A 12,405-nucleotide genomic window follows, 5' to 3' on the forward strand; every position below is an offset into this window, starting at 1 on the left:
GCGTGCGGTTTAACAGCGCTGAATTAAGGTGGTAAGAGTGATTTGCTTTTATAAATTAGGTGAATGTTATGGATTACCTTATCGATGAGATCGACCGCCAGATTCTGGCCTGCCTTGTGGAGGACGCGCGGATGTCGCTGAAGGTGCTGAGCGGGCGGGTTGGGCTGACTTCACCCAGTACGGCAGAGCGGCTTAAAAGGCTGGAAGAGCGGGGCGTCATCCAGGGATATGGCGCCCGGGTGAACCTGGCGGCGTTAGGGTATACCCTGCAGGCGATGGTGCGCGTGCGGCCGTTGCCGGGGTTATTACATAAGGTAGATAACTATATCCAGGCGATGCCGGAGTGCATAGAAAGTGACAAAGTGACCGGCGAGGACTGTTTTGTCATCAGACTGGTGGTGCGCTCAATAGAGCAGCTGGATTCATTGCTGGATGGACTGGCAGAACATGCCCAGTGTAATACCTCGATTGTTAAGAGTTCCCCGGTCTCGCGTCGGCTGCCGCCGTTGTAGGGATTTACCTGGGGTGCAGCTATCATGCCGGGTGACGGCGTTGCCTGACGTGGCAAGCGACCAGGGTGCGATTATTTTGTAACTGTTGTGAGGTGGAGCGAATATGGAGTTTAAAGCAATCTGAAAGTGATGGTGGTGGGGAAGGATAATTCGTCGCTTTGCTCCTCACCCTTCGGGCTGTTGCCTGCGGCAACGCTTTCTCGCTACGCTCGAATCGAACCTTAGTCGAAGCTTCTCATCCTTCCCTGCATCGGAAGATGTATGAGGCATGGTACGAACAGGAAATCTTGATTAATCTGGAAGTGATGGTGGTGGGGGAAGGATAATTCGTCGCTTTGCTCCTCACCCTTCGGGTCGTTGCCTGCGGCAACGCTTTCTCGCTACGCTCGAATCGAACCTTAGTCGAAGCTTCTCATCCTTCCCTGCATTGGAGGATGTATGAGGCATGGTGCGAACAGGAAATCTTGATTAATCTGGAAGTGATGGTGGTGGGGGAAGGATAATTCGTCGCGTCGCTCCTCACCCTTCGGGTCGTTGCCTGCGGCAACGCTTTCTCTCTACGCTCGAATCGAACCTTAGTCGAAGCTTCTCATCCTTCCCTGCATCGGAAGAGTATGAGGCATGGTGCGAAAAGAGAGTTTAAAGCAATCTGAAAGTGATGGTGGTGGGGGAAGGATTCGAACCTTCGAAGTCGATGACGGCAGATTTACAGTCTGCTCCCTTTGGCCGCTCGGGAACCCCACCAGGGGTAATTCATATTTTGAGGTATTACTGGAGATGGTGGTGGGGGAAGGATTATTCGTCACTTCGTTCCTCACCCTTCGGGCCGTTGCCTTTGGCAACGTTGTCTCGCTTACGCTCGACTCGAACCTTAATCGAAGGTTCTCACCCTTCCCGATAAGTGCAAACTTTGCTACATCTCATCGGTGTTACCACATCGCTGTGGTGAATAATGGTGGTGGGGGAAGGATTCGAACCTTCGAAGTCGATGACGGCAGATTTACAGTCTGCTCCCTTTGGCCGCTCGGGAACCCCACCACGGGGTAATGCTTTTACTGGCCTGCTTCCTTGCGGGAAGCGGGGCGCATCATATCAAATGACACGCCCCTGTAAAGACTTCCTTTGCTAAATTGAATCGTTTGCCTGCTTTTTACGCACAAAGACGTAAAGCTAATCAATTCATTTTATAAAGGATTAAAGAATAATCGTTCTGTTACCGTAGACAAAGACACGCTGCGCCAGCACCTGATACAGCGCACGGCTTAAGACATTTTTTTCAACGTCGCGTCCGGCACGCATCATATCTTCTGCCGTGTAGGTGTGATCGACATGAATCACGTCCTGCATGATGATTGGACCTTCATCCAGGTTGTCATTCACGTAGTGGGCCGTAGCGCCGATGATCTTCACGCCGCGCTCGTAAGCCTGGTGATAAGGGCGCGCGCCGATGAAAGCCGGCAGGAACGAGTGGTGAATATTGATGATCTTGTTTGGGAACCGGGCCACGAAGGATGGCGTCAGGACACGCATGTATTTCGCCAGCACCACGTAATCCGGGTTATGCGCTTCGATGGCCTGCGCCATTAAATTGTCATGCTCTTCGCGGGTATGCCCTTCGTGGCTGACCAGCTCAAACGGAATATCAAAGCGCTCGACCAGGGTGCGCAGCGTCTCATGATTGCCGATGACCGCGGCGATCTCCACATCCAGACCGCCATAGTTAGCTTTCATCAGCAGATCGCCAAGGCAGTGCGCCTCTTTGGTGACCAGGATTACCACCCGGCGACGACCGGCTGGGGTCAGCTCGCGCACAGATCCTTCTGGCAGCGCGCCGTCCAGATCGGCCAGTAGCGTCGCGTCGTTGAAAATGCCTTCCAGCTCGGTACGCATAAAGAAGCGACCGGTACGGTGATCAACAAACTCGTTGTTCTGCACGATGTTCAGTTCATGCTTATAGCAAATATTGGTAATACGGGCGATCAGCCCTTTCTGGTCGGGACAAATGGTGCGCAGCACTTTGCGTTGTGTTGATTGCATTGCCGGAAAATCCTTTGCGTGTTTGCTGAAAAGGTGTCGTCAGGCCTTATTGCCCGCAACACTTTTTAAATTTTTTACCCGAACCACAGGGGCAGGGGTCATTACGACCGAACTGTGGACGCGTACCGTCAATATAGTACCACCGTCCACCCTCCTTTAAGAAACGTGAGCGTTCGATGATGGCACCTGCCTTACCATGCTCGGTAAAACGGGCAACAAAACTGACGAACCCTTCGTTCTCATCCTTACCCGTTGCCGTTTCGTATTGAGTCAGGCCGGACCACTGCGTATTCGCAAAGCCGGACTCGATCTCCTGACGAAAATCAGTAGCATGGCAGGAGGGATGCCAGGTCTTAACCAGGTAGTCTGCGTCCCGCATCACAAAAGCGGCATAACGGGACCGCATAAGTGAGGCCGGGTCCGGTGCAACCTGTTCTCCAGTAAGATATCGCTGGCAACATAGGCTATACTCCAGAGCGCTACCGCAGGGACAGAGTTGTGACACAATGCTCTTCCTGAAATTAAAAATGAATGGCGCGTAACGCCAGGGTAGCACTATGTTAACTGAGCGGTTGCAATGACGCTATGCCAGGAATCCAGGGGACATTAAACAGGGCTAATGAGAAAAGTAAAAATCGGACTGGCGTTGGGCTCAGGAGCAGCCCGGGGCTGGTCGCATATTGGTGTGATCAATGCCTTACAACGTTTAGGTATCGAAATAGATCTTGTCGCAGGCTGCTCAATAGGTTCTCTGGTAGGGGCCGCCTATTCGTGTGGCAAACTCCCCGAGCTGGAAACCTGGGTACGATCCTTTAGCTACTGGGACGTCCTTCGCCTGATGGACCTCTCCTGGCAACGTGGCGGATTATTACGCGGTGAACGCGTCTTTAACCGTTTTCGCCAGGTAATGCCGCTGACCGAATTCTCCAGCTGCCTGATGCCTTTCGGTGCGGTCGCAACCAACCTCAGCACCGGCCGGGAGATCTGGTTCACCGAAGGCGATATTCACCTTGCCGTTCGCGCTTCCTGTAGTATGCCGGGTCTGATGGCGCCGGTTCCGCACAATGGCTACTGGCTGGTGGACGGCGGTGTTGTAAATCCTGTGCCCATTTCTCTGACCCGCGCCATGGGGGCCGATATCGTGATTGCGGTCGATCTCCAGCATGATGCGCATCTGATGCAGCAGGACCTGATGCCGGTAAATACCCAAACGGATGACGGCGCACTCGACGCTCTCGCGTGGCATGAGCGTTTACGTGGTCGCCTGAGCAAGGGAGCGACACGTAAACGGGTCGCAGCACCTACCGCGATGGAAATTATGACGACATCGATTCAGGTGCTGGAAAATCGCCTGAAACGCAATCGAATGGCGGGTGACCCGCCAGATATATTGATTCAACCTTTTTGTCCACAAATTGCAACGCTCGATTTCCATCGTGCTGAGGCGGCAATAGCCGCTGGTGCGCAGGCAGTCGAAAAGAAAATGGATGAATTATTACCTTTGGTGCGGGCTTCTGCCTGAGCACGCTTTTTTTGATTACTTCAGCAAAATCTGACAGGCGATAGTACCGATAGCATGCCACTATTGATCTATTGTCAGCGCCGGGAGAAACCATGACACAGCCATTAGCCGGGAAACAAATTCTTATAGTTGAAGACGAGCCTGTTTTCCGCTCACTACTGGATTCGTGGCTTTCATCACTGGGAGCAACTACAGCACTCGCAGGGGATGGAGTCGACGCTCTGGAAAAAATGGCAGGGCTTAAGCCCGATCTAATGATTTGCGATATCGCTATGCCGCGTATGAACGGCCTGAAGCTGGTGGAGCATGTCCGTAATACGGGAAACCAGATCCCAATCCTCGTCATTTCTGCGACCGAAAATATGGCGGACATCGCGAAAGCGTTGCGTCTGGGCGTGCAGGATGTCCTGCTCAAGCCGGTGAAGGATCTTAACCGCCTGCGTGAAACTGTTCTCGCGTGCCTGTACCCCAATATGTTTAATTCGCGGGTAGAAGAAGAAGAGCGACTTTTTCAGGACTGGGATGCACTGGTTAATAACCCAACGGCGGCGGCAAAGCTTTTACAGGAGCTGCAACCGCCGGTGCAACAGAACATCTCCGGGTGCAAAGTTAATTACCGTCAGCTGATGGCCGCCGATCAACCGGGCCTGGTGCTGGATATCGCCCCACTCTCAGATAACGACCTGGCGTTTTATTGTCTGGACGTTACCCGCGCGGGGGATAATGGCGTGCTGGCGGCATTATTATTACGCGCCCTGTTTAATGGCTTGCTCCAGGAACAACTTTCTCATCAGGGACAACGCCTGCCAGAGTTAGGGAGTTTACTTAAACAGGTAAACCAACTGCTGCGTCAGGCAAGTTTGCCCGGGCAATTTCCGTTACTGGTTGGTTATTACCACAGCGGCCTGAAAAATTTGATTTTGGTCTCTGCCGGACTGAATGCCACGCTTAATACTGGCGAACATCATATTCAGGTGAGTAACGGCGTTCCGTTAGGAACGTTAGGCAATACGTATCTCAACCAAATAAGCCACCGCTGCACCTCATGGCAATGCCAAATTTGGGGGACGGGAGGGCGGTTGCGCTTAATGTTGTCCACGGAATAATCAGTTGCGATTTAAACGGTAGATAGCTTTACCGCCGTTTCAGCGGCAATGCTACTATCGGTGTACGTTTTCTTCGTATTTATCCTAATTAAGCGGTAGCGCGTCCTTTTCAGACCCGGACCTCAACTTCTGGCTGATATACTGAACGCGTTATTAATGCAGACTAAAGTTCAAAACATGAACAGTACAGGAGAGTTTCAATGGCTGCCGTAAATTCGAAAGTGACAAAGGCCGTTATCCCGGTTGCCGGGTTGGGGACCAGGATGTTGCCAGCAACGAAGGCAATTCCAAAAGAGATGCTGCCACTCGTTGATAAGCCATTAATCCAGTATGTGGTCAACGAATGTATTGCCGCTGGCATTACTGAAATTGTGCTGGTAACGCATTCATCCAAAAACTCTATCGAAAACCATTTCGATACCAGTTTTGAACTCGAAGCCATGCTGGAAAAACGTGTTAAGCGTCAGCTTCTGCAAGAAGTACAGTCTATTTGCCCACCGCACGTCACTATTATGCAGGTTCGTCAGGGTCTGGCAAAAGGTCTTGGCCATGCAGTGCTGTGTGCCCATCCGGTTGTTGGTAACGAGCCAGTGGCGGTTATTTTACCGGACGTTATTCTCGACGAATTCGAATCCGATTTGTCCCAGGATAACCTGGCAGAAATGATTAAACGTTTCGACGAAACGGGCAGTAGCCAGATCATGGTTGAGCCGGTTGAAGATGTGACCGCTTACGGCGTGGTTGATTGCAAAGGCGTGGACATGAAGCCGGGCGACAGCGTGCCAATGGTAGGCGTAGTTGAGAAGCCAAAAGCCGATGTAGCGCCGTCTAATCTCGCTGTAGTAGGGCGTTATGTCCTGAGTGCAGAGATTTGGCCACTGCTGGCGAAAACACCTCCAGGTGCTGGCGATGAAATTCAGCTGACCGATGGCATCGACATGCTGATCGAGAAAGAGACCGTTGAAGCCTACCATATGAAAGGTAAGAGCCATGACTGCGGTAATAAACTCGGTTATATGCAGGCCTTTGTTGAATATGGTATTCGCCACCAGTCTCTGGGTGAGGAATTTAAAGGCTGGCTGCAAGAGACGCTGGGCATTAAAAACTAACCAGGCGCTGATGCGCTAAGCAAAAAACCGGTGATAGCCTGGCTACACCGGTTTTTTTATGCGGCTTTCCAGCCTTAACGTGCGGGAAGAAGCTTATAGAAAGGCTTAACGCTTATATGACAGCATGTAACGGAATTTCACACCGTATAAAATACAGGCATAAAAAATCCCGCATTAAGCGGGATTTTTCGGACAACTGGCTGAATTAATCCTTAATCAGGAAGTCGTCCAGTTGTTTGCCTTGCTCGTCCATGGCTTTTTTGATAACCGCTGGAGTACGGCCCTGGCCGGTCCAGGTTTTAGATTCGCCATTCTCATCGATGTAGCTATATTTAGCCGGACGTGCAGCGCGTTTAGCTTTGGTGCCTGTTTTAGCGGCAGCCATGCTGTTCAGCAATTCGTTTGGATCAATACCATCAGCAATCAGCATTTCACGATATTGCTGCAGTTTACGTGTACGTTCTTCGATTTCAGCTGCTGCGGCGTTTTCTTCTTCACGACGCTCATTAACAACAACTTCTAATTTTTCCAGCATTTCTTCCAGCGTTTCCAGAGTACATTCTCTCGCCTGGGCACGAAGAGTACGGATGTTGTTCAGAATTTTAAGTGCTTCGCTCATTGTAGTAATCTCAAACTTATAATGTGGGGGGTTTGTTGAAGTAATAATAGAGGCATAAATTCATATATGCAATAGGCCAGAATGTAAGGAATTCAAAAAACACCTAATATTTGTCTCTATTATTAATACCGCTAACTTAAATTCTAAGGGTGAAATGAGGACCACGTTATCAAAAGATGCGTTGTAAACCTGACGGTGAACTCTTTTTTGAGGGGCAATTTTGTTCGCGATTATTCTTACTCCGGATAAATATCAACCTTTTGTATTAGTGTTGAAAAGACAACTGCTCGCTGAAATTGCTAATTATTCCTGCTTCATTTTTGGCCCGGTCACGCCATTAAAATAATAGGATTTTCCTGAACTTACCGTTTTTAATACTGTACTTCAATTCATGCTCTTACACTCTCTTCACACCGCCTGGTGTATATCCTGCACGTGATAAAAATGCGTCACATCGCCCGCAAAGCGCGCTACAGCACGGAAGACCAGACAAAATATGGTACAATCGCGCATCGGTAATAATACACAATGATTAGGGTTTAACGGCCAATGGCACAACTGTATTTCTACTACTCAGCAATGAACGCAGGTAAGTCGACCGCATTACTGCAATCCTCGTACAATTACCAGGAGCGCGGTATGCAGACCCTGGTTTACACCGCAGAGATAGATGACCGTTTTGGTAGCGGAAAGGTTAGCTCGCGAATTGGTCTCTCCTCACCGGCCAAGCTATATAACCCGCAAACCAATCTGCTGGAAGAGATCCGCGCAGAGGTTGCCAGACAGCCTGTACATTGTGTTCTGGTGGATGAGAGTCAGTTTTTAACCCGTCAGCAGGTTCATGAGTTATCAGAAGTGGTGGACGAGCTGGATATTCCGGTGCTTTGTTACGGCCTGCGTACTGATTTTCGTGGCGAACTCTTTATTGGCAGCCAGTATTTACTGGCCTGGTCAGATAAACTGGTTGAATTGAAAACCATCTGTTTCTGCGGCCGTAAAGCGAGTATGGTGCTGCGCCTGGATCAGGCTGGTAAACCTTATGCAGAAGGCGAACAGGTGGTGATTGGCGGTAATGAACGCTATGTCTCCGTGTGTCGTAAGCATTATAAAGAGGCGCTGGTTGTAGGCTCCCTGACGGCCATTCAGGATGCCTGCCGTCGTTAACCCCGCTATTTCTGCGCCCTCTGTTCTTTCCTGAATAACAGACATAAAAAAACCCGCCAAGGCGGGTTTTTTATTTAGCGATTAATTAAGCGCTTTTCTTCGCTTTCTTATCCGCTTTAACTGACGCGACTACTGCAGGTTGTGCCGCTGGTGCAGCTACGCCTTCAGAGTATTCACGGCCGTAGTAGGTATCCAGCAGGATCTGTTTCAGCTCGGCGATCAGTGGGTAGCGCGGGTTCGCACCAGTACACTGGTCATCAAATGCATCTTCAGACAGCTTGTCTACGTGTGCCAGGAAGTCAGCTTCCTGAACACCAGCTTCGCGAATAGACTTAGGAATACCCAGTTCAGCTTTGATGCTATCCAGCCAGCCCAGCAGCTTCTCGATCTTCGCCGCAGTGCGGTCACCAGGTGCGCTCAGGCCCAGGTGATCAGCGATTTCTGCATAGCGACGACGAGCCTGTGGACGGTCATACTGGCTGAATGCAGTCTGCTTGGTCGGGTTGTCGTTAGCGTTATAACGGATAACGTTAGAGATAAGCAGGGCGTTCGCCAGACCGTGAGGAATGTGGAACTGAGAACCCAGCTTGTGCGCCATGGAGTGACACACACCCAGGAAGGCGTTAGCAAACGCGATACCGGCGATGGTAGCAGCACTGTGCACTCGCTCACGGGCAACCGGGTTCTTAGAGCCTTCGTTATAAGACGCTGGCAGGTTCTCTTTCAGCAGCTTAAGTGCCTGCAGAGCCTGGCCGTCAGAGAACTCAGACGCCAGAACAGAAACGTAAGCTTCCAGGGCGTGAGTTACCGCATCCAGACCACCGAATGCGCAGAGTGATTTCGGCATGTCCATGACCAGGTTGGCATCAACAATCGCCATATCTGGGGTCAGGGCATAGTCTGCCAGTGGGTATTTCTGACCGGTTGCATCGTCGGTTACAACCGCAAACGGCGTTACTTCAGAACCGGTACCGGATGTGGTGGTGACGGCGATCATTTTCGCTTTCACGCCCATTTTCGGGAACTTGTAGATACGTTTACGGATATCCATAAAGCGCAGCGCCAGTTCTTCGAAGTGCGTTTCTGGATGCTCGTACATAACCCACATGATTTTGGCTGCATCCATTGGGGAGCCGCCGCCCAGCGCGATGATCACGTCTGGTTTGAAGGAGTTCGCCAGCTCTGCGCCTTTGCGTACAACAGAAAGGGTTGGGTCAGCTTCAACTTCGAAGAACACTTCAGTTTCCACGCCCGCGGCTTTCAGAACAGAGGTGATCTGGTCTGCGTAGCCGTTGTTGAACAGGAAACGGTCAGTGACGATGAGCGCACGTTTGTGGCCATCAGTAATCACTTCATCCAGCGCGATTGGCAGAGAGCCACGACGGAAGTAGATAGATTTCGGAAGTTTATGCCACAACATGTTTTCAGCTCGCTTAGCAACGGTTTTCTTGTTGATCAGGTGCTTAGGACCAACGTTTTCAGAGATGGAGTTACCACCCCATGAACCACAACCCAGAGTCAGGGAAGGCGCGAGTTTAAAGTTATACAGATCACCGATACCACCCTGAGAAGCAGGGGTGTTGATCAGGATACGTGCAGTTTTCATCATCTGGCCGAAGTGCGCCACACGCTCAGGCTGGTTATCCTGGTCAGTGTACAGGCAGGAGGTATGACCGATACCACCCATGGCGACCAGTTTCTCCGCTTTAACAACGGCGTCGTCGAAATCTTTGGCGCGGTACATTGCCAGCGTTGGTGACAGTTTTTCGTGAGCAAACGGCTCGCTCTCGTCAACCACAGACACTTCGCCGATCAGGATCTTGGTGCTAGCCGGAACGGTGAAGCCTGCCAGTTCAGCAATTTTGTAAGCTGGCTGACCAACGATGGCGGCGTTCAGTGCGCCATTTTTCAGAATGATGTCCTGAACGGCTTTGAGTTCCTGGCCCTGCAGCATGTAGCCGCCGTGGCTGGCGAAACGTTCGCGGACCGCATCGTATACCGAGTCCACAACCACAACGGACTGCTCTGAAGCACAGATAACGCCGTTATCGAAGGTTTTAGACATCAGTACGGATGCCACAGCACGTTTGATATCGGCAGTTTCGTCGATAACTACTGGGGTGTTACCTGCACCTACGCCGATAGCCGGTTTACCGGAGCTATAAGCAGCTTTAACCATGCCTGGACCACCTGTCGCAAGGATCAGGTTAATGTCAGGATGGTGCATCAGTGCGTTAGACAGCTCCACAGAAGGTTGATCGATCCAGCCGATCAGGTCCTTTGGTGCGCCTGCAGCGATCGCGGCTTGCAGAACGATATCGGCCGCTTTATTGGTCGCATCTTTAGCACGTGGATGTGGAGAGAAAATGATTGCGTTACGCGTCTTCAGGCTGATGAGCGATTTGAAGATAGCAGTAGAAGTTGGGTTGGTTGTTGGAACGATACCGCAGATGATGCCGATTGGCTCAGCGATAGTGATAGTACCGAAAGTGTCATCTTCAGACAGGACGCCACAAGTCTTCTCATCTTTATAGGCGTTGTAGATATACTCTGAAGCAAAGTGGTTTTTAATCACTTTATCTTCAACGATACCCATACCGGATTCGGCAACGGCTAATTTAGCGAGAGGAATTCGAGCATCTGCAGCAGCCAGAGCGGCGGCGCGGAAGATTTTATCAACCTGTTCTTGGGTGAAATTGGCATATTCACGCTGGGCTTTTTTTACGCGCTCTACAAGTGCGTTAAGTTCAGCGACATTAGTAACAGCCATAATGCTCTCCTGATAATGTTAAACTCTTTTAGTAAATCAGCTGCTCGACACGGAAACAGTATAGTCAGCGCCTCTGTCACTTGCTTAACTTACATAAAAACAAGGTGTTAACGTTTTTATCTTACCCCTGATTTACTAAAAGAGCCTCCCATCAGTAGCCTACGTTCAGATACTGAATCTCCGTGGTGGCGTCATCAAGATTACTCACTTCTGAGTACGGAAAACATGATCTGTATCAATTTATCCATAAGCTGATACCTTTCAGCAGGGGTATTTTGGGGCATTGCCAAAGATGTTAAATAATTGCAAAAGCAATTGAACTACAGGTATGCATTTAGTACACAAATATTTTACAGCGTCAAATCACTATAATTTGCAATATTGTCGTGAAGTACATGCATAAAAAGCGTATCTTCTGCGCGGTTATTGGCGTTGCCATAACGTTGTCTTGAGTCTTGCTTATCAGCGGAGCTAACTGTGAGCCTATCGCTCTTTGATTTACCAACCTATTTCAAGTTTTTTATCGGGCTTTTCGCGCTGGTCAATCCGGTGGGCATCATTCCCGTCTTTATTAGCATGACCAGCTATCAAACCGCGCTGGCCAGGAATAAGACCAACCTGACGGCAAACCTGTCGGTGGCGATCATCCTGCTGACCTCTCTCTATCTTGGCGACTCTATATTGCAGATTTTTGGCATCTCTATTGATTCGTTCCGTATTGCCGGGGGGATCCTGGTGGTGACAATCGCGATGTCGATGATTAGCGGCAAGCTGGGAGAGGATAAACAAAACAAGCAAGAAAAATCAGAGACCGCTATTCGTGAAAGTATCGGTGTGGTGCCGCTGGCCTTGCCTTTAATGGCGGGGCCGGGTGCCATCAGTTCCACTATCGTCTGGGGAACGCGCTACCATAACCTGATGCACCTTATTGGCTTCTCGATTGCCATTGCGCTGTTTGCGTTCTGCTGTTGGGGCGTATTCCGTATTGCCCCCTGGCTGGTACGACTGCTTGGCCAGACCGGCATTAACGTGATCACCCGTATTATGGGGCTGCTGCTGATGGCGCTGGGGATTGAATTTATTGTTACCGGGCTGAAATCAATTTTCCCCGGGTTATTGAATTAACATTTTCAAACGAAAGAGCGGCGCCAGAGGGCGCCGTTTTTTTGTCAATATTAGCAAATCATATAATGAAAGTTGAAAAACGCGTTAACTATAATAAATTTTGCTAATAATTTTGTTTTGTTAACTATCAACGACTTGCCAACCCTACCTGTATCGCGCTGTACACAATCCACGCAATATCACTGTTATTTTACTCACACGATACTCTGGGGCTTGCTGCGAGATAACTGAGATGATATTAGTAATTTGGTAAATGATTTAGATGAATGTGCTAAATAATAGACAGTTGTTAATTTTTTGTACAAACAACGCTTCGTCTTCAGCACAGCGACGCCATCGTCGAGTAAACCTTCTACATCCCATTGAATAGTGAAGCTTTTTTCCGCTTTCGATGCGCGGCAGGGTAGCCCACCGAGTAACGGTATCTCCCGTAAAAGAGAA

The 12,405-nt window shown here is 50.0% G+C and carries 10 protein-coding genes, 2 tRNA genes and 4 other RNA genes; 6 read left to right on the forward strand and 10 right to left on the reverse strand.

Annotated elements, in window-relative coordinates; all coding sequences use genetic code 11:
- The first annotated feature begins 68 nt into the window (after positions 1–68).
- Positions 69–512: an Lrp/AsnC family transcriptional regulator gene (locus tag C3F35_RS21555; RefSeq protein ID WP_059307699.1), complete on the forward strand. Its 444-nt coding sequence runs from the start codon at positions 69–71 to the stop codon at positions 510–512.
- A 130-nt stretch (positions 513–642) separates the two neighbouring features.
- Here C3F35_RS21555 and C3F35_RS21560 read toward each other — a convergent pair.
- The 8 genes from C3F35_RS21560 to C3F35_RS21595 all read right to left on the reverse strand — a co-directional run bounded on the left by C3F35_RS21560 (position 643) and on the right by C3F35_RS21595 (position 3,054).
- Positions 643–772: non-coding RNA, RtT sRNA (locus C3F35_RS21560), on the reverse strand.
- Between the two features lie 46 nt (positions 773–818).
- A non-coding RNA gene (locus tag C3F35_RS21565) (RtT sRNA) lies at positions 819–949 on the reverse strand.
- Positions 950–995: 46 nt separating this feature from the next.
- Positions 996–1,126: non-coding RNA, RtT sRNA (locus C3F35_RS21570), on the reverse strand.
- Positions 1,127–1,171: 45 nt separating this feature from the next.
- Positions 1,172–1,256: transfer RNA gene (locus C3F35_RS21575), tRNA-Tyr, on the reverse strand.
- Between the two features lie 34 nt (positions 1,257–1,290).
- Positions 1,291–1,422, reverse strand: a non-coding RNA gene (locus tag C3F35_RS21580) — RtT sRNA.
- Between the two features lie 43 nt (positions 1,423–1,465).
- Positions 1,466–1,550, reverse strand: a tRNA-Tyr gene (locus C3F35_RS21585).
- A 156-nt stretch (positions 1,551–1,706) separates the two neighbouring features.
- Complete coding sequence (gene purU / locus C3F35_RS21590) at positions 1,707–2,549, reverse strand: formyltetrahydrofolate deformylase (protein ID WP_032611289.1); 843 nt, start codon at positions 2,547–2,549, stop codon at positions 1,707–1,709.
- Positions 2,550–2,595: 46 nt separating this feature from the next.
- Positions 2,596–3,054, reverse strand: a complete 459-nt coding sequence (locus C3F35_RS21595) for a YchJ family protein (protein WP_071886439.1) — start codon at positions 3,052–3,054, stop codon at positions 2,596–2,598.
- Positions 3,055–3,168: 114 nt separating this feature from the next.
- Here C3F35_RS21595 and rssA point away from each other — a divergent pair, with 114 nt between their 5' ends.
- The 3 genes from rssA (at position 3,169) to galU (ending at position 6,286) form a co-directional block, all read left to right on the forward strand.
- On the forward strand, positions 3,169–4,071 hold the full coding sequence (gene rssA, locus C3F35_RS21600) for a patatin-like phospholipase RssA (RefSeq protein ID WP_103793301.1): 903 nt from the start codon (positions 3,169–3,171) through the stop codon (positions 4,069–4,071).
- A gap of 92 nt (positions 4,072–4,163) precedes the next feature.
- Complete coding sequence (rssB, locus tag C3F35_RS21605) at positions 4,164–5,177, forward strand: two-component system response regulator RssB (protein WP_032611283.1); 1,014 nt, start codon at positions 4,164–4,166, stop codon at positions 5,175–5,177.
- A 200-nt stretch (positions 5,178–5,377) separates the two neighbouring features.
- Complete coding sequence (gene galU, locus C3F35_RS21610) at positions 5,378–6,286, forward strand: UTP--glucose-1-phosphate uridylyltransferase GalU (RefSeq protein ID WP_059307701.1); 909 nt, start codon at positions 5,378–5,380, stop codon at positions 6,284–6,286.
- A 205-nt stretch (positions 6,287–6,491) separates the two neighbouring features.
- Here galU and hns read toward each other — a convergent pair whose 3' ends face one another.
- On the reverse strand, positions 6,492–6,905 hold the full coding sequence (gene hns / locus C3F35_RS21615; protein ID WP_032611278.1) for a histone-like nucleoid-structuring protein H-NS: 414 nt from the start codon (positions 6,903–6,905) through the stop codon (positions 6,492–6,494).
- 549 nt (positions 6,906–7,454) lie between these two features.
- Between hns and tdk the strand changes: the two genes are divergently transcribed.
- Positions 7,455–8,069 (forward strand): thymidine kinase, encoded by a 615-nt coding sequence (gene tdk, locus C3F35_RS21620; RefSeq protein WP_032611276.1) that lies wholly within the window; start codon positions 7,455–7,457, stop codon positions 8,067–8,069.
- A gap of 85 nt (positions 8,070–8,154) precedes the next feature.
- Here the strand turns inward: tdk and adhE are convergent, their stop codons facing one another.
- Positions 8,155–10,839 (reverse strand): bifunctional acetaldehyde-CoA/alcohol dehydrogenase, encoded by a 2,685-nt coding sequence (gene adhE / locus C3F35_RS21625; protein ID WP_032611273.1) that lies wholly within the window; start codon positions 10,837–10,839, stop codon positions 8,155–8,157.
- A gap of 477 nt (positions 10,840–11,316) precedes the next feature.
- On the opposite strand from adhE, the gene C3F35_RS21630 reads away from it, so the two are divergent.
- A complete protein-coding gene (locus tag C3F35_RS21630; protein ID WP_032611269.1) occupies positions 11,317–11,964 on the forward strand; it encodes a YchE family NAAT transporter in 648 nt (215 codons plus the stop codon).
- Positions 11,965–12,405 lie beyond the last annotated feature (441 nt).

The organism is Leclercia sp. LSNIH3, assembly GCF_002935105.1.
Classification (GTDB): domain Bacteria; phylum Pseudomonadota; class Gammaproteobacteria; order Enterobacterales; family Enterobacteriaceae; genus Enterobacter; species Enterobacter adecarboxylatus.

Coding starts and splice junctions, on each gene's coding strand:
- purU (WP_032611289.1), bottom strand. CDS start 2,549: ATGCAATCAACACAACGCAAAGTGCTGCGCACCATTTGTCCCGACCAG.
- hns (WP_032611278.1), bottom strand. CDS start 6,905: ATGAGCGAAGCACTTAAAATTCTGAACAACATCCGTACTCTTCGTGCC.
- adhE (WP_032611273.1), bottom strand. CDS start 10,839: ATGGCTGTTACTAATGTCGCTGAACTTAACGCACTTGTAGAGCGCGTA.
- tdk (WP_032611276.1), top strand. CDS start 7,455: ATGGCACAACTGTATTTCTACTACTCAGCAATGAACGCAGGTAAGTCG.
- rssA (WP_103793301.1), top strand. CDS start 3,169: ATGAGAAAAGTAAAAATCGGACTGGCGTTGGGCTCAGGAGCAGCCCGG.
- C3F35_RS21555 (WP_059307699.1), top strand. CDS start 69: ATGGATTACCTTATCGATGAGATCGACCGCCAGATTCTGGCCTGCCTT.
- galU (WP_059307701.1), top strand. CDS start 5,378: ATGGCTGCCGTAAATTCGAAAGTGACAAAGGCCGTTATCCCGGTTGCC.
- rssB (WP_032611283.1), top strand. CDS start 4,164: ATGACACAGCCATTAGCCGGGAAACAAATTCTTATAGTTGAAGACGAG.